The sequence below is a fragment of the Brevibacterium sp. FAM 27836 genome (assembly GCF_051351055.1).
Lineage (GTDB): Bacteria > Actinomycetota > Actinomycetes > Actinomycetales > Brevibacteriaceae > Brevibacterium.
Window position 1 is genome coordinate 3,360,657 of the sequence record NZ_CP195711.1, and the last position, 20,347, is coordinate 3,381,003.

The window sequence follows — 20,347 nt, forward strand, 5'->3', positions numbered from 1 at the left end:
TCACACACCGGGGAGGGCAGCCGAATCGATCGGTCTGTCCTCCCCGGTGGTTTGACGCTGACCACCGAACACATGCCGGGCCTGGCCTCGGAGACGATCGGCATCTGGGTCGCCGCCGGCTCCCGGGACGAATCCGCTGCGACCGCGGGTTCGACGCACTTCCTCGAGCACATGCTGTTCAAGGGCACCGGCAGCCGTGACGCGAAGACGATCGCCGCGGCCTTCGACCGCACTGGAGGTGACTCGAACGCGATCACCGCGAAGGAGCTCACCTGCTATTACTCGCGGTGCCTCGTGACCGATCTGCCGAACATCACGAATCTGCTGCTCGACATGGTCTCGAACGCCCAACTCGACGTCGAGGAGTTCGAGCGGGAGCGCGGTGTCATCATCGAAGAGCTCGCGATGTCGGCCGACGATCCCGGCGATGTGCTCTTCGACGACTTCGATTCGCTCGTCTTCGGTTCGCATTCGCTGGCGCGCCCGGTCGGGGCGACGAAGGACCAGATCCGGGCGCTCGGCCATCACACGGTCATCGACCACTACACCTCGACGTACATTCCGCCGCGGCTGGTCATCGCTGCCGCCGGTGGGGCGACCCATGAGGATGTGCTGGCGATGGTTGAGGATGCCCTCTCCGAGGCGGGGCTCGGATCCCGTGCCGACGTCTGGTCGGGTGCGGGGGTCGAGAAGGGATCGCATCTGGGTGGGGCCGCACGCGTGCGCCCGGACTTCCATGCCGGAATCTCCCATACCGTCAAGGACATCGAGCAGTTGGGCATCATGCTCGGCTGCGAAGGCCTGGAAGAAGGTCACGAGGATCGGTTCATCTACTCGGTCCTGCTGACCATGCTCGGCGGCGGCATGTCGTCGCGTCTGTTCCAGAGCGTTCGTGAGGAACGCGGACTGGCCTATGCTGTCAACTGCGTGGCCAGCCAGTTCACGGATGTCGGCACCTTCGGCATCTACGCCGGATGCACTGCGGAGAACGCGCAGGCTGTCGTCGATCTGGCTCTGAGCGAATGGGACCGGTTGGCGCAGGAGGCTCCGAGCCAGTTCGAACTCGACGAGATCGTCTCACAGCTCTCGGGCTCGATGGTGCTCGGTCTCGAATCCTCGGCGGCGCGGATGAACCGTCTGGCGCGGTCGGAGATCTTCGGACTGCCGATGGAATCGCCGATGGACCTCATCGAACGCGTCCGCTCGGTCACGGCCGAGGACGTCAGTGCGATGGCCGGTCGGCTGCTCTCGCGGCCGAAGGCCCTGGCCATGGTCGGCCCGACGGCCGAGGTCGAATTGCCCTGAAGGGAGTCTGAGACGATGGCGCGGAAGAACGCGGCCGTGCGCCGGGACGAGATCCTGGCGGCGACGGTCGAGGAGATCGAAGCCTCCGGTCTGCGGACCCTGCGCGTCTCCGATGTCGCTGCTCGGCTCGGTTTGAGCGCGAGCCTCGTCATCTATCACTTCGAGACGAAGGAAGCTCTCGTCTCCGAGGCCTTCGGCTATGCCGGACGTCAGGACATCGACCATGCCCGGGACCTCGCTTCGGGGGCGCCGCCCGCGCATCCCACTGCCACTGCCGCCGACGCGGTTGCGGAGCCGGACTCAGCGGCGCTCTCGGCTCGGCAGCGTCTGTGGAATGTCATCCGGTGGTACATGCCCAGCGGCTCGTCGCGCAGTTGGCGGATCTGGATCGACGCCTGGTCGGCTGGTCTCTTCGACGAGGAAGTGAAGTCGACGTTCGCCGGACTCGACCGCGAATGGAAGTCGGTGCTCAGCGGTCTCATGGACGAGGGCATAGCCGCGGGGGAGTGCCGGCCTCCTGAAGGCGGCACGGAAGCCTGTGCGACGAGGATGCTGGCCTATCTTGACGGCCTGGCGATCCAGATGATGGTCAATCCCGACACCGTCGACGCCGAGCGGATCGCGGTCTGGGTCGAGGACTTCCTCGCCCGCGAACTCGCCTGACTCCTTCAGCCATCTCAGTTGATTCCTTCGCGTCAATAGCGAGCAGAGAACCCACCGTCAGCGGAGAGCAGCTGACCGCTGATCCATCGTCCCTCCTCGGAGAGCAGGAATGCGGTGAGACCAGCCCTCGTCGCACGTGGTCTTGACGCGCCAGCCCTCGCCGAGTCAGACTGGTGTCACAGCGCTACTGAATCGCGGTTCAGTAACCTTCTGCTGCGGTCTGACCCCGATGCCCTCCTGGAGGCCCTATGTTCATGGACATCACGTGGCAGGATTCTGTCACCGGCGCACTCGGCTACGTCGTCATCGACACCCTCGTGCGCGGCACGGCCTCCGGCGGACTGCGCATGCGCAAGGGCTGCACCCTCGAAGAGGTGCGCGGACTGGCTCAAGGCATGACGCGGAAAGAAGCCATCCACTTGCGCGAAGGCCGCCACTACGTCCCGGTCGGCGGGGCGAAAGGCGGGATCGACTTCGACCCCCGCGCACCGGGAGCCAAAGACGTCCTCGAACGCTTCCTCGTCGCCATGAACCCGATCATGCGCACCTACTGGGCCCTCGGCGAAGATTTCGGAGTCCGCCAGGACGACATCGACGAGATCCTCGCCCGTCGCGAACTCGGCTCCGGACTCTCCGCCGTGAACAAACTCGTCGATGATCCGGACGCCGTCGAAGCCCGCGCGAACACCGCATTCTCCACGATCGTCGACGGCGTCGCTCAGGACGAACTCGTCGGCGGACTCGGCGTGGCCACCTCGGTGATCGCCGCACTCGAAGCCGCCGGCCGGAAACCCAGCGAATCCACCGCCGTCATCCAAGGCTTCGGCTCCATGGGCGGAGCCACCGCCCGCTACCTCGCCGAGGCGGGACTGCGTATCGTCGGCATCGCCGATGCCGACGGATTCGTCTCCAACCCGGACGGACTCGACGTCGAAACCCTGCTCGCCAGCCGCGACCCATTCGGCGGAATCGACCGTGCCCGACTGCGGCCGACAGACCACGACGGTGACCGCGACGACTGGCTGGCCGCCGCCACTGACGTCCTCGTCCCCGCCGCCGTCAGCTACGCGATCACCGCTGACAGCTGTGACCGGATCCGCGCCGAACTCATCGTCGAAGCCGCGAACATGCCCGTCCTGCCCGCCGCCGAAGAGAAGCTGCTGGCCCGCGGAGTCACCGTGATCCCGGACTTCCTCGCGAACTCCGCGACGAACGCCTGGTGGTGGTGGGTGACCTTCGGCGACGTCGACGGCAGCTGGGACGACAGCCGCGCCCTCGTCACCACGACCCTGCGCGACCTCACCACCGAGGTGCTCACCACCGCCCGCGACCAGGGCATGAGCCCACGTCAGGCCGCCCAGGAAAAGGTCGACACGAACCTCGTGAAACTCGCGGACCTCAGCCCAGCCCCCGCCTCGGTGCCGGAAAGCTAGCGGCATGGACGCGTTCTTCGATCCCGGCAGTGTGGCCGTCCTCGGAGCATCGAACGATTCCAGCAAATGGGGATTCTGGCTCGCCGCCGGAGCACTGCGCGGAGCCGACCGCCGCAGTGTCCACCTCATCAACGCGAAGGCCGCCTCGATCCAGGGCCACCCCACCTTTGCGCACTTGGGCGAACTGCCGGAGGTGCCCGAACTCCTCGTCGTCTCCGTGCCCGGTCCCACCGTGGCAGGAGTCGTCGCCGAGGCGCTCGAGCTCGGGGTGCGCGCCTTCCTCGTCATCTCCGCACGCGTGCCCGATGCGGCCGGGCTGGCCGCCACCATCCGAGCCGCCGGCGGACGTCTCATCGGCCCGAACTCGTTGGGCCTCGTCGATTCGAGCAACGACCTGCTCCTGGCCTGGGGCAACTTCACCCCCGGCTCCTTGGCCGTGGTCACGCAGAGCGGGCAGCTCGGCACGGAGATCGCGACTCTGTCGGCCCGCAGCGGACTGGGCATCTCCCGCTTCGCCTCGATCGGCGGGCAATCCGATGTCCGCGCCGCCGAGATCCTCACCGCACTCGTCGACGACCCCGCCACCACTCAGGTCGCCCTGTACCTCGAATCCTTCGCCGGCGGCCCCGCCCTCGTCGCCGCGCTCAAAGCGCTGCGGGCAGCAGGGAAGCCGACGATGATCCTCACCACCGGAGCCTCCTCGGCGGGCGCGCGGATGGCGAAATCGCACACGGGTTCGCTGACCTCGACGATGGATGCCGTCGATGCCGCCTGCCGCGCGGCCGGGGCCATCCGGCTGAATACCCCAGGCCAGCTCGTCGAACTCGCCGGCTTCTTCACCACCGCGTGGCTGCCTGCCGGCCCGCGCATCGCCGTGCTCTCCGACTCCGGCGGCCAAGGCGCGATCGCCGCCGACACCTCCGAGAACTGGGGACTCCATGTGCACGAACTCCACTCAGACACTGCAACCCGAATCGGTGCCGCACTGCCCGAAGCCGACCATGTCGACAACCCCATCGACCTCGACGGGGCCGGGGAGAAGAATCTCGATACCTACGCCGACCTCACCGAGGTGCTGCTGGCCGGCCCGGACATCGACGCCGTCGTCCTCAGCGGCTACTTCGGCTGCTACGGCCAAGACATCCCCGAACTCCTCGAGACCGAGCTGGCCGTCGTCGAACGCTTCGGCCGGATCGTCGCGGAGGCGAAGAAGCCCGTCATCGTCCATTCGATGAGCGCGGACTCGCAGGCCGTGACCCGACTGTGGGAGCTCGGTGTCCCCGCCTACACCTCGATCGAGGCCGCCATGCGCGTGCTCTGCCGTGCCGGCTTCTACGCCGCCCACTCCGGCCGACTCACCGATACCCAGGACGTCACCGGCCCCGTCACTCCGTGGGGGACCGGATACGCCGCCGCCCGCGACGTCATCGCCACCGCCGGTGTTCCCGTCCCCGCCGCCGTGAGCCTGGGCAGAGGCCGGGAACCTGCCGAGGTGGTCCCGGACTCCGGACTCAACCCGCCGTTCGCCCTCAAGGCCGGATGGCCGGCGCACAAGACCGAAGTCGGCGGCATTGCTCTCGGGCTGAACGATCTCAGCGCCGTCGAGGAGGCCTATGCGGACATGGTCGGCCGCCTCGGTGACGGGGAGTACATTCTCGAGGAGATGGACACCCGCGATCATGTCGTCGAGATCCTCGTCGGCGGTCGGCAGGATGAGAACTTCGGGCCGCTGGTCATGGTCGCGGCCGGCGGAACGGAGACCGAACTCTTTGCCGACACGTGGCTCGAACTGGCGCCCGTGTCGCATACCGAAGCGCTCGAGATGATCTCGCGACTGAGCTGCTCGCGGCTGCTGACCGGGTGGCGGGGGCGACCCGCCGCCGATATCGACGGACTCGCCGAAGTCATCGTCTCCGTCTCACGGCTGGTCGCCGGCAGCAATGACATCGCCGAGATCGAAATCAACCCCGTGCGAGTCGCCCCTGATGGGGCGGTTGCCGTCGACGCACTCGTCGTGACCACAGAGAACCCTGACAGCGAGGAATGAGAATGGAACAGATGACCATCACCGGCGGTGCCCACCTGGCCCGCGCGCTCCAGGCCGAGGGGATCACCCGCGTGTTCGGGATCCCCGGCACCCACAACCTCGAGATCTTCGCGCAGCTGAGCGCCCACGGCATCGACATCGTCTCTCCCCGCCACGAACAGGGCGCCGGGTACATGGCCGACGGCGCCGCGCGCACCACCGGAGAGGTGCAGGTCATCGTCACCACCACCGGTCCGGCCGCGCTCAACGCCCTGACCGCGCTGCTGCAGTCATTCACCGACTCCGTACCGGTCCTCCTCATCACCCCGGGCATGCCGCTGACCCACCCGGGCCGCGGCAACGGGCTCCTCCACGAGGTGCGCAACCAGGAGGCGGCGCTGTCCGCGGTCCTCACCGAAGTCCACCGCGTCACCAGCCCCGGCGAGGTGTCCCTGGCCGTCGGACAGACCCTGTCGGCGATGCGTTCGGGACGCAAGCGGCCGGCCGCCATCGAGATTCCGCTCGACCTCATCGAAACCACCGGACCCGGCCGCCTCCACCCGTCGGTGACCCGTGCCCTGCCGGCCCCGGTACAGACCCAGATCGACACCGCCGCCGAGGCGATCGCCGCCTCGAAGCGCCCTCTCATCATCGCCGGCGCCGGCGCGCTCGGCGGGGGTGCCGGCACAGAGATCGAAGCGCTGGCGGACACGCTCGGGGCCGGGATCCTCCTGTCCTCGAACGCCAAGGGGCTTCTCGACGATCGGACGGTGAGCTGCCTCGGCGCTGTCGGGTTCCTCGAAGTGCTGCCCGAACTCCTCGGCGATGCCGATGCCGTCATTGCGATCGGCACCGAATTGGCGTCCAGCGATTTCTGGCCCGAGCCGCTGTCGCTGCCCGAGACCGTCGTGCGCATCGACATCGACGAGGTGCAGATGCTCACGAACGCGACCGTGACCCACCCGATCCTCGCGGACGCTGCCACCGCGGCCGCTGATCTGAACACTCGTGTGGCGGGTCTGCGGAGCGACGCCGACGCGGCTGCCGCACGGGACTGGACGGCCGGCTGGAAGGCGCGGACCGCCTCGGCGGCGGAATCCGAAGGTCGGCCCTGGGCCGAGCTCTCGGCAGCGCTGACTGCGTTCGCGGAAGCCGAGGAATCTCCGCTCATCGTCGCCGCGGATTCGACGATGGCCTGCTACTACGGAGTGCAGACCGGGTGGGCGGCTCGCCGCGGTGACCGGTTCCTCTACCCGGCCGGGGCCGGAACGCTCGGCTACGGACTGCCCGCCGGAATCGGCGCGAAACTCGCCTCACCCCGAGCTCGAGTGGTTGCCGTCGAAGGCGACGGCGGGTCGATGTTCACCATCGCCGAACTCGCCGCGGCCGTGCAGGCCGGCGTCCGGATGACGCTCATCATCGTCGACAACGGCGGGTACGGCGAGATCCGCAACGAGATGGAAGACCGCGGCGATACGCCCTCCGGGGTCAAGCTCACCAGACCCGACTTCCCCGCCCTGGCGCAGGCGATGGGCGCCCGAGGCATCCACGTCGACGGCTCGCAGGAGCTGCTGGACGCGCTGACCGACGCCGAGTCAGCGGAGGGTCCGACGCTCATCCACATCACAGAGGACTCACGGGCCGGGGCGGACATGCTTCGCCGGTGAGGCGGACGCGCCGGGGCCGCTGTCGTCAACCGGTGGAGAACGAAGGAATTCGGTCGGGCGCAACGGCGCGTCCGACCTGCACACGAATCTGAAGGAGATCAGCATGAGCTACACGCCTTGGCCGCTGTCGGATGAACAGCATGACATCCTCGACCTGGTGCGCGGATTCGCCGCGGACACGATCCGGCCCGCCGGACGCCGCGTCGACGAAGCCGACACCGAATCGCCCGTCGACATCTTCCGGGCCGCCGCCAAGCTCGGGATCACGGACTTCATGGTCCCCGATGAGTTCGGCGGGGGCGGGTTCACCGATGTCTTCACCCAGTGCCTCGTCCAGGAGCAGCTGTGCTTCGGCGACCCGGGCATCGGGAACTTCGTGTGCTCGAACGGGTTCTTCGCCGATCCGATCCTCGCGCTCGGCACCGATGAGCAGAAGGAGGCCTGGCTGCGCCCCCTGACCGGATCGGAGCCGGTGATCACCGCACTGGCGACGACGGAACCGGGATCCGGATCGGACTCGGCGTCGATCATCACACGCGCGGACGCCGTCGACGGCGGATACGTGCTCAACGGGCAGAAGGCGTGGATCTCCAATGCCGGACTCGCGGACTACTACGTCGTCTTCGCCAAGACCGACCCGACTCAGCGCTCACGCGGAATCAGCGCCTTCCTGCTGCCGCGCGAGACCGAGGGGATGGAGTTCGGGGCGCCGATGAAGAAGATGGGCCAGCGGGCGATCGTATGCCGGGAGATCTTCTTCTCCGACGCATTCGTGCCCACGTCGGGCCGCCTCGGCGAGGAGGGCAAGGGCTTCTACGGCCTCATGCGCACCTTCGACATCTCACGGGTCGTGCTCGGGGCGGCGGCCCTGGGCACGGCGCGGGCGGCGTTCGAATACGCGCGCGACTACGCGCACGAGCGCACGCAGTTCGGGACGAAGATCATCGACCACCAGGCTGTGGCCTTCCGCCTGGCTGACATGTCCTCGCGCATCGATGCGGCGTGGCTGCAGGTGCTCAACGCCGCACGGATGCTCGACGCTGGGGACGCGGTGGAGCGGCAGAAGATGACGGCTGCGGCGGCGATGGCGAAGCTCATCGCCTCGGAGACGGCGATGTTCTGCACCTGGGCGGCGGTGCAGACGCTCGGCGGGTGGGGCTACTCACGCGAACACCCGGTCGAACAGTGGATGCGCGACGCCAAACTCGAGGAGATCGAAGAGGGCACCTCGGATATCATGCGGCTGCTCATCTCGCGCAACCTCGGTTGAGAAGCGGAAAGGGGCTCATGTGTCATCGAGACGGGGCGGTCGTGTCTTCGACGGGCTGATCAGCGGAAAAGGGAATAGGACTCGGGGAACCCTTGTTGTCCGAGATGAGACCCTGGGATAGGGTCGAAATGAAGCCACCGATGTGGTGGTCATCAAATCTCATCAGGAGGAATCTCATGGCTGAGCAGTACACACTTCCGGAACTGCCCTACGACTACTCCGCTCTCGAGCCGCATATCTCGGCTCGCATCATGGAGCTGCACCACGACAAGCACCACGCCACCTACGTCAAGGGCGCCAACACCGCCGTTGAGCAGCTGGCCGAGGCCCGCGAGTCCGGCAACCTCGCGAACGTGCCGAAGCTGACCCGCGACCTCGCATTCAACCTCGGCGGACACGTCAACCACTCGATCTTCTGGAACAACATGTCCCCGGACGGTGGAGACAAGCCGGTCGGTGAACTCGCCGCAGCCATCGACGACCAGTTCGGTTCGTTCGACAAGTTCCGCGAGCACTTCACGACCGCAGCCACCACGATCCAGGGCTCCGGCTGGGCCGTCCTCGTCTACGACCAGCTCGGCGGAAACCTCTTCATCGAACAGCTCAAGGACCAGCAGTCCGACATCCAGCTCGGCGGCACCCCCGTTCTGCAGCTCGACATGTGGGAGCACGCCTTCTACCTCGACTACCAGAACGTCAAGCCCGACTACGTCAAGGCCTGGTGGAACATCGTCAACTGGGCCGACGCCGGCGCACGCTTCGACCGCGCTGTCGCACAGACCAAGGGCCTTCTCCTCGGCTGACCCCAATTGCTACCTGACGGCGGCCCAGCAACCTTGCGCGAGGTAGCTGGGCCGCCGTCACGTGTGTGGAGGGAGTGCCTATCGCACACATGGTCGAAGTCAGGGTGATCCTATGAACGCAAACCTCAGGCGCTGGCGAGACGATGATGCCGCAGGGTTGGGCCGCGTCTTTGAGCAGGCCGACGCGGCTCTGCTGTCGAACGTTCCCGACGACCGCAGTCCCGATGGTGCTCGTAAGTGGATCGAGATCGTCACCGGCTCCGAGGCGGAGGGCAAGGTCTGTGCCTTCGCCGTCGTTGATCATGCCGACGGATTTGATCTACGTATCCTCGGCAACGTCATGGCCTCCGGGATCGAACACCGGCACTCGACTGCGTGGATCTCCTACTGGACTGCCGCCGAGGGGAGAGGCCGAGGGCTGACCTCGGCGGGATTGCGCAGCCTCGTCGATCACCTCCACGACGAACTCGGCATCTATCGACTCGAACTCGGGTACCGAGTGAACAACCCCGCCTCGGCCGCAGTGGCGATGAACGCTGGTTTCATCATCGAAGGTCGCGAACGCCAGAAGCTGCTCTATGACGGCATCCGATATGACACCGAAGTCTGCGCCCGGCTCGCCGACGATCCTCGAACCGCAGGGCCGCGTCTGCCGATCCTTCCGCCTCACTGACCTCTACCGCACAATTGCTTGCCGTAGGAGTCCGCCCAGAAGCACCTGACGGCTGCCCAGCAACCTCGCGCCAGGTTGCTGCGCCGCCGTCAGGTAGCAAATGGGAGTGTTCTTTGGGGCACCGGATGTGAGGAGTCACCCCCCTGGGTCGCTAGACTGGCTGGCGGAGATCGCCGGGATCATCACACAAGGAGTCAAAGACACATGAGCATTCGCGTAGCCGTCATCGGAGCCAAGGGGCGGATGGGATCCCACGCCGTCGAAGCGATCGAGAACGCCGAGGGCATCGAACTCGTCGCGGCACTCGGCAGCAGCGATTCGCTCGAGACCCTGCTCGATGAGGACATCGACGTCGCCGTCGAACTCACCGTGCCCAAATCCACCGAGGACAACGTCACCTTCCTCGTCGAACATGACATCGACACGGTCGTCGGCACCACCGGCTGGGACAACGACCGCCTGGCCCGGCTGTCATCGACACTCGAGGCTCATCCGCAGACCGCGGTGCTCATCGCCCCGAACTTCTCGATCGGTGCGGTTCTGGCGATGCGCTTCGCCGAACTCGCCGCCCCCTACTTCGACTCCGCCGAAGTCGTCGAGATCCACCACACCCGCAAACTCGACGCACCTTCGGGCACCGCGAACCACACGGCCCAGCGCATCGCCGCGGCCCGCAACGCCGCCGGACTGCCCGCTGTGCCCGACTCGACGGAATCCGACCCGCAGGGTGCCCGGGGCGCCGTCATCGACGGCATCCATGTCCACGCCATCCGCCAACAGGGCATGAACGCCCACGAGGAGATCCTCTTCGGCTCCGACGGCGAGGCACTGACCATCCGCACCGACTCGCATTCCACCTCGGCGTTCATGCCCGGCATCATCACCGCGGTGCGTTCGATCGCCGATTACACGGGGCTCATCCACGGCCTCGAGAACATGCTCGACCTCTGATGTCGAAGGCCAAGATCGGGGCGATCATCGTCTCCGTCGTCCTCGTCTTCTACTTCGTCCTCATGGGGCAGCGGGCGTGGATCCTCGTGCGCGAACCCGACCTCATCCCGCGCATCATGGGCATCGCCCTGTTCGTTCTCCCGCTCATCGGCGCGTGGACGCTCACCGTCGAACTCATCTTCGGAGCACGGACCGAGAAGCTTGCCCGCATCCTCGGCGCCGAAGGCGGACTGCCCGTCGACGATCTGCCGCGCACGCCGGGCGGGAAGATCATCCGCGAAGCCGCCGATCGGGAATTCGTGAAATACCAGGCCGAAGCCGAATCCGCCCCCGAAGACTGGCGCTCCTGGTTCCGACTCTCGTGCGCCTATGACGCCAGCGGGGATCGCAAACGCGCCCGGGCGACGATGCGGAAGTCGATCAGCCTCTTCCGCGAAGGGCAGAAGCAGGGCGCCTGAGCGAAGACGCCCGAATAAGAGCCGCGATTCCGCCTTCCAAGGGTCCGCGCGAGTTGACGCACATCTTCCACAGCAGCGGGACGAGCACGAAGACCAGTGCGTGGATCGAGTATTCCGTGGTCTGCTCGGCCACGGTCGCCGCACCTTCGACCGGGTCGCCGACGATCTGCGGCCGGGTGATCTCAATCAGCACCACATGTGCCGCGTAGACGCTCAGGGGCATCGATCCCGGTGCCGACAGCGGCGCGAGTGCCCAGGACCTGCGTCCCAACAGCACCGCGGCGGCCTGGCACGCCGCGATCGTCATCACCGCGGTCCCGCCGGTGGAGAGCAGGTCGAACGGTGTGCCCGAATGCGGTCCGGCGATTGCCAGCCACCACCACGAGGTCGCGGGAGTGACCCCGTAGCTGCCGGTGAACAGCGCCGCGCTGAGATCGATGCCCCACATCTGCGAGTCCTGCACGAGTGCGGCATCGCCGCCGAAGACGTTGAGCAGGATCCAGGAGGTGCCGCGCCCGAGGATGAAGAGTCCGAGTCCGGCAGTGAACAGTCCGAGCAGATGCCTGTCGATGTCGAGCTTGGCCACGGCCATGCCCAGCAGAATGTAGGACATCCACTGCAGCACGGGGTAGTAGCCGGTGAGGAGGAGATCGGTGAGCATCGTCCCCGGAGTCGCGAAGTCGAAGAAGCCCATCGGCAGGTAGCTCGGCTCGAGGAAGTACGTCGACCGCACGAGCATCGAGACCGCGGGGGAGATGAGCATCCACGCCCCGGCGATCGCGAACAGCGCACCGGCCCGCAGACGCAGGAACACCAGAGCGAGGGCGAACATGATCCCGTAGTTGACGAGGATGACCGCGAGCAGCGTGGAGATCGACCCGAGGCACAGTCCGACGAGCACGATCGCCGCCGCCCGGATGAGCACGCTCGGCGCGGCATCGCGCAGCCGGCCCCGTTCGGAGAGCCGCCCGCGGGTGGACAGGACCAGTGAACAGCCCGCGAGGACGGCGAACAGCGCCGAGGCGCGACCGGCGAAGACCGCCGCCCAGGTCGGCATCCCCGTTTCGTCGGCCAGCGCGAAGATATGGGTGATCATCATCGCCAGCAGTGCGATCCCGCGGGCGGCATCGAGTCCGATGAGTCGACCGGCGGGGCTGAGTCGGTCAGCCACCATCGCCGAGGCGGTGGCCGGGTCAGATCCGTGCCCGCGGTGGGAGTTCGCCTGCTGAGAGCTCATGGAACGATTCTCACACGAGTTGAGGGCAACCGTGGCCGATGCCGGATCGGCCACGGCATCTTTATGCCATGACTGCCACGGCGCCGTCCCCTGCCTCTCGGATCTGTGCGAGGACGAACCCTTGCCGCCATTCGTCATATGGTGATATGAATAACGGGGTCAGCCGCATCCTCGAGTGATCAAGGACGATCATGTCTCAGCTGTTCCCGCACCTCTTCGACCCCATCGCCCTCGGCCCCCTGACCGTCCGCAACCGCATCGTCTCCTCCGGCCATGACACCGTCCTCGACGACTACGGTCACATCGGCGACGATCTCGTCGCGTACCACGAAGCCCGCGCGCAGGGCGGAGCCGGACTCATCGTCCTGCAGGTCTCCGGCGTCCACGAAACCGCCCGCTACACCAGCCACGTGCTCATGGCCACCGACGAATCCTCCGTGCCCGGATATCAAGCCGTCGCCGAGGCGGTCCACCGCCACGGTGCCACGATCTTCGCTCAGCTCTTCCACCCGGGCCGGGAGGTCATGGACGGTGAGCGCGGCATGGCCCCGCGAGCCAAAGCCCCCAGCGACGAACCGCAGGAGCGATTCAAGGTCGTCCCCGAAGCGCTGACCACCGCCGAGGTCAAAGACATCATCGCCGGATACGGCCGTGCCGCGAAACGCATCACCGACTCCGGCATCGACGGCGTCGAGATCGTCGCCAGCCATGGCTACCTGCCGATCCAGTTCTTCAATCCGGGAGTCAACACCCGCACCGACGAATACGGCGGCAGTCCGCAGAACCGCCGCCGGTTCCTCGCCGAGGTGGTCGCAACCGTCCGCGAATCAGTCGGTCCCGACGCAGTGGTGGGCCTGCGGATCTCCGGAGAGGAGAAGACCGAAGACGGACTCGTCGCCACCGAGATCCTCGACCTCATCGACCATCTCGACGGCCTTGACCATGACGGCCGCGACTGTCTCGACTACTACTCCGTGACAGCCGGCGATTCCTCGACCCTGCAGGGAGCAGTCCATATCGTGCCTTCGATGCAGGTCGAGGCCGCTTATGCGACGAACCTGTCCGAGCAGGTCAAGAAGATCACGGATAAGACCGTCATGGTCGCCGGCCGCATCAACCAGCCCCATGAAGCCGAAGCGGCCATCGCCGAGGGCCGCACCGACATGGCGATCATGACTCGCGCGATGATCTGCGACCCCGAGATCGCGAACAAATCCCAGGCCGACAGAGTCGACGAGATCCGTGCCTGCATCGGCTGCAACCAGGCCTGCATCGGTCACTTCCAGCAGGGAGTGCCGATCTCGTGCATTCAGTACCCCGAATCCGGTCGCGAACTCACCTTCCTGCCCCGACCCCGCGTTCGCGCCCGAGACAAGGTCCTCGTCATCGGTGGGGGACCGGCCGGGCTCAAAGCCGCGGCCGTCGCCGGCGAACAGGGCGACGAGGTGGTGCTGTGTGAGAAGGAGCCCCACCTCGGCGGAGCTGTGCTGCTGGCTCAGGAACTTCCGTATCGATCCGAATTCGGGGGAGCTGCGACGAATCTGTCCGCCGAGGCGGCCCGCGCTGGCGTCGACATCCGCACCTCGACGCCGGTGACCCAGGCGTTGATCGACGACATCGTCCCCGATCATGTCATCGTCGCCACCGGGGCCCAGCAGCGTCTGCCCGCGCTCGAGATCGCCGACGATTCTCTCGTCATCGGAGCCCGCGACTATCTGCGCGAGGACCCGAACCTGCCGACCGGCCGGGTGCTCGTCACGGATTGGAAAGGCGACTGGATCGGCCTCGGCATCGCGCTGCGGTTGGCCGAGGCCGGCCGGCACGTGACCTTGGCGACCGCGGCGAACTTCGCCGGTGCCGCCATCCAGCAGTACACGCGCACCCTGCTCGTCTCTCAAGCCCTGCGGACCGGGCGCATCGAGTTCCTGAACGACGCTCGGCTCGTCGGAGTCGACGCCGACACCGGGTATCTGCAATCCACGCTGTGCGAAATCGTCCACGAGGTCGCAGATGTCGCCGCCACGATCGTCTCGGCAGCACCGCGATCGGTGCCGGTCGATCTCGACTTCGGGACCGCCTCGGTGACGGTGATCGGCGACGCGCTGGCCCCGCGCACGGTCGAGGAAGCCGTGTACGAGGGACTCACCGCGGCCACCGAGATCGCGGCCTGGCAGCGGACTGTTCCGGCATGAGTCCCCGTCCGGCGCAGCCGCCCGAACGGGCCGAAGCGAAGAGATCAGCGATCATCCGGGCCACCCTCGACGTCATCGTCGACCGTGGGCCCGCCGCCGTGCGACTGGCCGATGTGGCGAGTGCGGTGGGCATGTCGGTCGGGACCGTGCAGTACTATTTCGCCTCCCGCAACGAGCTGCTCGCGCAGTCGTTCTCATCTCACACTGCGACCGTGCTCACCGACATCGAGAAGATCGCGAATGCTCGCGAGGACAACCGTGGACACACCGCGCGGCATCGCCTGCACACCGCCTTTGCCGCCATTCACGAGGTCGGCAGGCACGAGCAGCGATCCCGGATCTGGCTCGAACTCGTCACCGTCGCCCGCACCGACCGGGGGCTGCAGAACTGCGTCGACGCCGTCTTCGACGGCTGGCGGGGACTGTTCCGGCAGATCATCGACGACGGGGTGGAAAAGGGCGAGTTCCGCCTCGGCGGGCTCACCGTGGCCGAGGTGGTCGACACGTTGACCGCGATCATCGACGGCTTCGACCTCGCCACCGTCGCCGGGCACGGACCGAATCCGCGGACGATGGCGCGTATGCTCATCGAAACCGCCGACAAGCTGCTCGAAAGCTGAGAGGAAGAGCGTCGAGATGAGTGAAGAAGTGTTCAGCCCCGCTCGGATCGCCGACGCCGGTCTCGACGACTGGAGGCAGCTGGCTGGCCCGATCCGTGCTCGATTTCTCCCGCGGAGCTTCACCGATGCGGCAGCCTTCGTCAGCCGCATCAGCGAGCTCCCCGGTGCGGTGACCCATCCTCCCGAAGTCCTCCTCACCGGCGGCCAGGTCATCATCACTCTGACCAGCATTGACGCTGGGGGCGTGACAGCTTCCGAGATCGACCTCGCACGAGAGATCAGCGCCATCGCAGCTGATGTCGGACTGCCCGCGGACACCACGCATCTCATCCAAGCGGAATTCGCTCTCAACACTTCGGCCAGCGATCGTGTGTCACCGTTCTATGCGGCCCTCCTCGACGGTGTGCCGGCCGGCATCCACTCGAACGGTGATCTCGTCGACCCCAGCGGACAGGTGAATACGCTTCTGTGGTGGCAGGAACCCAAGACCGACAGCCGGTTCCCATTGCCGGACTCAGCCGTCGACCAACGCTGGCATCTCGATGTGTGGGTCAGCCACGATGAGGCAGAGGGAAGGATCGCCGCTGCGATATCGGCCGGCGGACGCCTTGTCTCTGATGCGGCGGCTCCCTCGTACTGGGTCCTCGAAGACCCGGACGGCAATCGGGCATGCGTGTGCGCACCGATGATCGTCTAGGCCCACGCGGCGGAGCTCACAGCCGCGCGATGGTCTGCACGTCCTCGCCGAACTGCCGGGCGGTCTCGTCGGAGACGGTCGCACGGGTCGCACGCAGCGCCTCGAGATAGTCGGCCGTCGACAGCACATCCGTCCGGGAAGCGATGTCGACCAGCTCCTGACGCAGTGATGATGCCAAGGCCTCCTGCGAAGCACGCCGGGCCGCGTACTCGATATCGGCCGGGGTCAGCCCATCACTGGCATCGACGAGTACCGCAAGATCGACACCGGAGATCGTGTGCTCGGGAATGTAGCGCGACCAGATCGCCTCCCTGGCCGTGGCATCGGGCAGACCGATCGGAATGACGTAGTCGAAACGCCCATGCCGTAGAAACGCCGCATCGAGAGCACGGACGAAGTTCGTCGCACAGATGAGCAGCCGGCCCTCCCGGTCCCGGAACTCCGCGACCTGTTTGAGCAGCTCATTCGTCACTCCCTGAGTCGGCGAGGGCGGTTCACCGCCGCGTTTCGACGCGATCTCCTCAACCTCGTCGATGAACACAACAGCATGCTCAAGCTCGTTGATCTGCTCAAACGTCGTGCGCAGACCAGCGGCCACACCACCGGGTTCACCGGAGAGGCGTGAGGGGAAGACCTCGACGAACGGCCAATCCAAACGCGACGCCACCGCCTTCGCAAACGTCGTCTTCCCCGTCCCCGGAGGACCGAAGAGCATGACCGCTCGAGGTGGGACCACCCCGAAATGATCGGCGAGATCCGGTTCGGCCAAAGGCACGACGAGGCGGTCCTCGAGCATGTCCTTCTCCTCCTGCATTCCGCTCACCCCGTCCCAGAGGTGGCGCGGCAGGATCCGTCCTCCGACTGTTTTGAGCCGGTCGAGCTCACGGCGCTGGACGGGCAGGTGCCGTTCGACGTACTTCAACCCGGAACGGGCCTCGAAACCATTGGCCACAAGACCATCGCAGGCCGGGGTTCCGGCGGGAATGAGCATCGACAGTTTGCCCAAACCCAGCGGCATGAGGCGACGTTCGAGCGCATCGAGGAGCCCCGCCTCGGCGCGAGGTCCCTGCCCCGGATCGGCACGCACCCTCTCCAGGACATGGAAGAACACGAGCACGCCCTGTCCATGGGCGGCACGGCCGACGGCGGCGCCGACGATCTCCTCATCGCGCACGGCAACGACCGCCTGATTGCGCTGGCAGGCGGCCAGCACTTCGGAAAGCGGATAGAGCGGGGGAGCGGTCGCCGCAGACTCCGGCATGGCGGCCTCAAAGAGACGGATGATTCCGTCGAGATCATCATCATGGAAATCGCGGATGCGGGTGCGGGTCATCGAAAACTCCTTCGGTTTCGGTGGCGGGCAGGGTCCAAGCGTAAACGACTCCCGGCCACCGGCCGTGATCTGTCTCTCACCGACGAACGGCGGGGCCGCCTCGGTGAGGGAAAGGAGCCGGGGGCGCGAGGGCGCGGACAACGCGATCCCGTGAGGATGTTCACCGGATCGTGATCGCTCGTGCGCGTGATTCGCGACGAAGTCCATCCGCAACGCGGGTGGACCACTGCACTCGTGAGACGACGTGGGCGGTATCCTGGGACTATGGCGATTCTCGGTGACAGGGCAGCAGCGACTGCCATTGACGCGTTCGGTACCGTCGGCACGGCAATGGTGACCCCATTCAAACGCGACGGAAGCATCGACTATGCGTCCGTGGAGAAGGTGGCGAACCACCTCGTCGAGCTCGGCAACGACATGCTCGTCGTCTCCGGGACCACCGGCGAATCACCGACGACGACTGATGACGAGAAGGTCGAACTGCTGCGCGTCGTGCGCGGGGTCATCGGCAATCGGGCGAAGATCATCGCCGGCACCGGCAACAACGTCACCGCCCACACCATCGAACTCTCGCGGCGCTCGGCCGATGCGGGAGCCGACGGCATCCTCATCGTCACCCCGTACTACTCGAAGCCGACGCAGCCGGCGATCGAAGCGCACATGCGCGCGGCCGCCGACTCGACCGACCTGCCGGTGATGCTCTACGACATCCCCGGACGGGCCGGCGCACCGATCATCACGGATACGCTGCTGAGGCTGTCCGATCATCCGAACATCCTCGCGGTCAAGGACGCCAAAGGCGACCTCTTCGCGTCCTCGTTCGTGATGAACAACTCATCGCTGGTCTACTACTCCGGCGAAGACGCCCTCAACCTGCCGCTGCTGTCCCTCGGCGCGCTCGGACTCGTATCCGTTGCCGGACACGTGTGCTCCGACCGCTTCGCGGCGATGGTGGCCGCAGTGGCGAACAACGATCTCAACACCGCCCGCATCCTTTCCCGCGATACCGCGGATGTCGTGGATGCGCTCATGAACCACATGCCGGGAGTGACCTCGGCGAAGGCCGCTCTGCAGGCCCAAGGAATACTCGACAACCGCGATGTGCGGATGCCGCTGCTCCCAGCTGATGAGGAGCAGGTGGCGTTCGTCACCGCCCAATTGACCAGGAGTGGTTACCTCAGTGAATAATGCATTGACCCAAGAACTGTCCCGTCCGCCGAGGATGGATAAGGAAGCCGTCCGCATCGTCGCACTCGGCGGCCTCGGCGAAGTCGGGCGCAACATGACCGTGTTCGAGTACCACGGCAAACTCCTCATCGTCGACTGCGGCGTGCTCTTCCCCGAAGAGGACCAGCCGGGCGTCGACCTCATCCTCCCCGATTTCTCGTACCTCGATGACCGCCTCGACGACATCGTCGGCCTCGTCCTCACCCACGGCCACGAGGACCACATCGGCGCGGTTCCCTACCTGCTGCGCCGCAAGGGAGACATCCCGATCCTCGGCTCGAAGCTGACGATCGCGCTCATCGAAGCCAAGCTCAAAGAACACCGGATCAAGCCGATCACCCGCGTGGTCAAAGAAGACGATGTCGATCAGCTCGGTCCCTTCGACCTCGAGTTCGTCGCCGTCAACCACTCGATCCCCGATGCCCTGGCCGTGTTCATCCGCACCGGGGCCGGCAATATCCTCCACACCGGTGACTTCAAGATGGACCAGCTGCCGCTCGACGGCAGGATCACCGACCTGCGTGCCTTCGCCCGCCTCGGCGAAGAGGGCGTCGACCTGTTCATGACGGACTCGACGAACGCTGAGGTCCCCGGCTTCACCGCGCTGGAGAAGGACATCGGGCCCGTGCTCGAAAACCTCTTCGGCACCGCCGAGCGCCGGATCATCGTAGCCTCCTTCTCCTCCCACGTCCACCGTGTGCAGCAGGTGCTCAACGCTGCGACCGCCCACGGGCGCAAGGTCGCACTGGTCGGCCGGTCGATGGTGCGCAACATGAAGATCGCCGCCGACCTCGGGTACCTCGACGTGCCGGACGGTACGCTCATCGACATCAAGAAGGTCGATGACTACCCGGAGGACCAGATCGTCCTCATGTGCACCGGATCTCAGGGTGAGCCGATGGCGGCACTGTCGCGCATGGCCAACCGCAGCCACCGCGTCGACGTGGGCGACGGCGACACCGTCATCCTCGCCTCCTCGCTCATCCCCGGCAACGAGAACTCCGTGTTCAAGGTCATCAACGGCCTGATGAAGCTCGGTGCACGCGTGATCTCGAAGGCCGATGCGAAGATCCACGTGTCCGGCCACGCCTCCGGCGGCGAGCTGCTCTACTGCTACAACATCGTCAAGCCCCGCGGCGTCATGCCCGTCCACGGAGAATGGCGCCACCTGCTGGCCAATGCGCGCCACGCCGAGGCGACGGGAGTCGACCCGAACAACATCGTCCTCGCCGACGACGGCTGGGTCGTCGACCTCAAGGACGGCCACGCCGAGGTGGTCGGAGCTGTCGACTGCAACTACGTCTTCGTCGACGGCTCGTCGGTCGGCGAGATCACCGAGGCCGACCTCAAGGATCGTCTCGTCCTGTCCGGTGAGGGCTTCGTGACGATCTTCATGGCCGTGAACTCGCAGACGAAGTCGCTCATCGCCGGCCCCGAGATCCATGCCCGCGGTGTGGCCGAGTCCGACGATGTCTTCGACTCGATCATGCCGAAGGTCCAGAAGGCCGTCGAGGATGCTCTGCGCGACGGCACCACCGACCAGTACCAGCTGCAGCAGGTAGTGCGCCGCACGGTCGGCCGCTGGGTGTCGTCGAAGTTGCGTCGCAAGCCGATGATCGTCCCCATGGTCGTCATCGTCTGAGTCGGCTCTGTCGGCAGGCGCGCTCATGAGGGCCGCCTGCCGTCAGCAGCGCGCATCGCCGAGCAGCAGCGCGCCGAGCAGCGCCTTTGCTAAAGCGCGCATTGCCGAGCAGCACCTTTGCCAACGCGCGCATTGCCGAGCAACATTGGC

17 protein-coding genes and 1 pseudogene are annotated in these 20,347 nt (G+C 66.4%); 15 read left to right on the forward strand and 3 right to left on the reverse strand.

Features of this window, described 5'->3' with window-relative positions; genetic code table 11:
• The first annotated feature begins 51 nt into the window (after positions 1-51).
• Positions 52-1,305, forward strand: a complete 1,254-nt coding sequence (locus tag ACSE4D_RS15080; protein WP_425118795.1) for a M16 family metallopeptidase — start codon at positions 52-54, stop codon at positions 1,303-1,305.
• Positions 1,306-1,320: 15 nt separating this feature from the next.
• Positions 1,321-1,968, forward strand: coding sequence for a TetR/AcrR family transcriptional regulator (locus tag ACSE4D_RS15085; protein WP_425118793.1), 648 nt, complete (start codon positions 1,321-1,323; stop codon positions 1,966-1,968).
• A 32-nt stretch (positions 1,969-2,000) separates the two neighbouring features.
• Here ACSE4D_RS15085 and ACSE4D_RS15090 read toward each other — a convergent pair.
• A pseudogene (locus ACSE4D_RS15090) lies at positions 2,001-2,093 on the reverse strand (SDR family oxidoreductase); the annotation flags it as partial.
• Between the two features lie 123 nt (positions 2,094-2,216).
• On the opposite strand from ACSE4D_RS15090, the gene ACSE4D_RS15095 reads away from it, so the two are divergent.
• The 8 genes from ACSE4D_RS15095 (at position 2,217) to ACSE4D_RS15130 (ending at position 11,249) form a co-directional block, all read left to right on the forward strand.
• Positions 2,217-3,401, forward strand: coding sequence for a Glu/Leu/Phe/Val dehydrogenase dimerization domain-containing protein (locus ACSE4D_RS15095; protein ID WP_425118791.1), 1,185 nt, complete (start codon positions 2,217-2,219; stop codon positions 3,399-3,401).
• A 4-nt stretch (positions 3,402-3,405) separates the two neighbouring features.
• Positions 3,406-5,448 carry an acetate--CoA ligase family protein gene (locus tag ACSE4D_RS15100; RefSeq protein ID WP_425118790.1) on the forward strand — a complete coding sequence of 681 codons (2,043 nt, stop codon included), beginning with the start codon at positions 3,406-3,408 and terminating at the stop codon, positions 5,446-5,448.
• Positions 5,449-5,450: 2 nt separating this feature from the next.
• The gene (locus ACSE4D_RS15105) at positions 5,451-7,094 is read left to right on the forward strand and encodes a thiamine pyrophosphate-dependent enzyme (RefSeq protein ID WP_436326171.1); all 1,644 of its coding nucleotides are present in this window, start codon (positions 5,451-5,453) and stop codon (positions 7,092-7,094) included.
• Between the two features lie 103 nt (positions 7,095-7,197).
• The gene (locus ACSE4D_RS15110; RefSeq protein ID WP_425118788.1) at positions 7,198-8,364 is read left to right on the forward strand and encodes an acyl-CoA dehydrogenase family protein; all 1,167 of its coding nucleotides are present in this window, start codon (positions 7,198-7,200) and stop codon (positions 8,362-8,364) included.
• A 176-nt stretch (positions 8,365-8,540) separates the two neighbouring features.
• Positions 8,541-9,167, forward strand: coding sequence for a superoxide dismutase (locus tag ACSE4D_RS15115; protein WP_135539373.1), 627 nt, complete (start codon positions 8,541-8,543; stop codon positions 9,165-9,167).
• Between the two features lie 112 nt (positions 9,168-9,279).
• Positions 9,280-9,840: a GNAT family N-acetyltransferase gene (locus ACSE4D_RS15120; protein WP_425118787.1), complete on the forward strand. Its 561-nt coding sequence runs from the start codon at positions 9,280-9,282 to the stop codon at positions 9,838-9,840.
• Between the two features lie 204 nt (positions 9,841-10,044).
• Positions 10,045-10,791: a 4-hydroxy-tetrahydrodipicolinate reductase gene (gene dapB / locus ACSE4D_RS15125; protein WP_135539371.1), complete on the forward strand. Its 747-nt coding sequence runs from the start codon at positions 10,045-10,047 to the stop codon at positions 10,789-10,791.
• Entirely contained in the window at positions 10,791-11,249 is a 459-nt protein-coding gene (locus ACSE4D_RS15130; RefSeq protein ID WP_135539369.1) for a tetratricopeptide repeat protein, read from the forward strand. Before dapB ends, ACSE4D_RS15130 begins: the two co-directional genes overlap by 1 nt.
• Here ACSE4D_RS15130 and ACSE4D_RS15135 read toward each other — a convergent pair.
• A complete protein-coding gene (locus ACSE4D_RS15135; protein ID WP_425118786.1) occupies positions 11,212-12,486 on the reverse strand; it encodes a heparan-alpha-glucosaminide N-acetyltransferase domain-containing protein in 1,275 nt (424 codons plus the stop codon). The genes ACSE4D_RS15130 and ACSE4D_RS15135 overlap by 38 nt on opposite strands.
• A 191-nt stretch (positions 12,487-12,677) precedes the next feature.
• On the opposite strand from ACSE4D_RS15135, the gene ACSE4D_RS15140 reads away from it, so the two are divergent.
• The 3 genes from ACSE4D_RS15140 to ACSE4D_RS15150 are packed head-to-tail and all read left to right on the forward strand — an operon-like array spanning position 12,678 to position 15,995.
• A complete protein-coding gene (locus tag ACSE4D_RS15140) occupies positions 12,678-14,678 on the forward strand; it encodes an FAD-dependent oxidoreductase (RefSeq protein WP_426937387.1) in 2,001 nt (666 codons plus the stop codon).
• Positions 14,675-15,298 carry a TetR/AcrR family transcriptional regulator gene (locus ACSE4D_RS15145; protein WP_135539363.1) on the forward strand — a complete coding sequence of 208 codons (624 nt, stop codon included), beginning with the start codon at positions 14,675-14,677 and terminating at the stop codon, positions 15,296-15,298. Before ACSE4D_RS15140 ends, ACSE4D_RS15145 begins: the two co-directional genes overlap by 4 nt.
• 16 nt (positions 15,299-15,314) lie before the next feature.
• Positions 15,315-15,995 carry a VOC family protein gene (locus tag ACSE4D_RS15150; RefSeq protein ID WP_425118784.1) on the forward strand — a complete coding sequence of 227 codons (681 nt, stop codon included), beginning with the start codon at positions 15,315-15,317 and terminating at the stop codon, positions 15,993-15,995.
• 16 nt (positions 15,996-16,011) lie between these two features.
• Here the strand turns inward: ACSE4D_RS15150 and ACSE4D_RS15155 are convergent, their stop codons facing one another.
• The gene (locus ACSE4D_RS15155; protein WP_425118783.1) at positions 16,012-17,328 is read right to left on the reverse strand and encodes an AAA family ATPase; all 1,317 of its coding nucleotides are present in this window, start codon (positions 17,326-17,328) and stop codon (positions 16,012-16,014) included.
• Positions 17,329-17,592: 264 nt separating this feature from the next.
• Here ACSE4D_RS15155 and dapA point away from each other — a divergent pair, with 264 nt between their 5' ends.
• Positions 17,593-18,516 carry a 4-hydroxy-tetrahydrodipicolinate synthase gene (gene dapA / locus ACSE4D_RS15160; RefSeq protein WP_425118782.1) on the forward strand — a complete coding sequence of 308 codons (924 nt, stop codon included), beginning with the start codon at positions 17,593-17,595 and terminating at the stop codon, positions 18,514-18,516.
• Positions 18,517-18,550: 34 nt separating this feature from the next.
• A complete protein-coding gene (locus ACSE4D_RS15165; protein WP_135539665.1) occupies positions 18,551-20,197 on the forward strand; it encodes a ribonuclease J in 1,647 nt (548 codons plus the stop codon).
• Positions 20,198-20,347 lie beyond the last annotated feature (150 nt).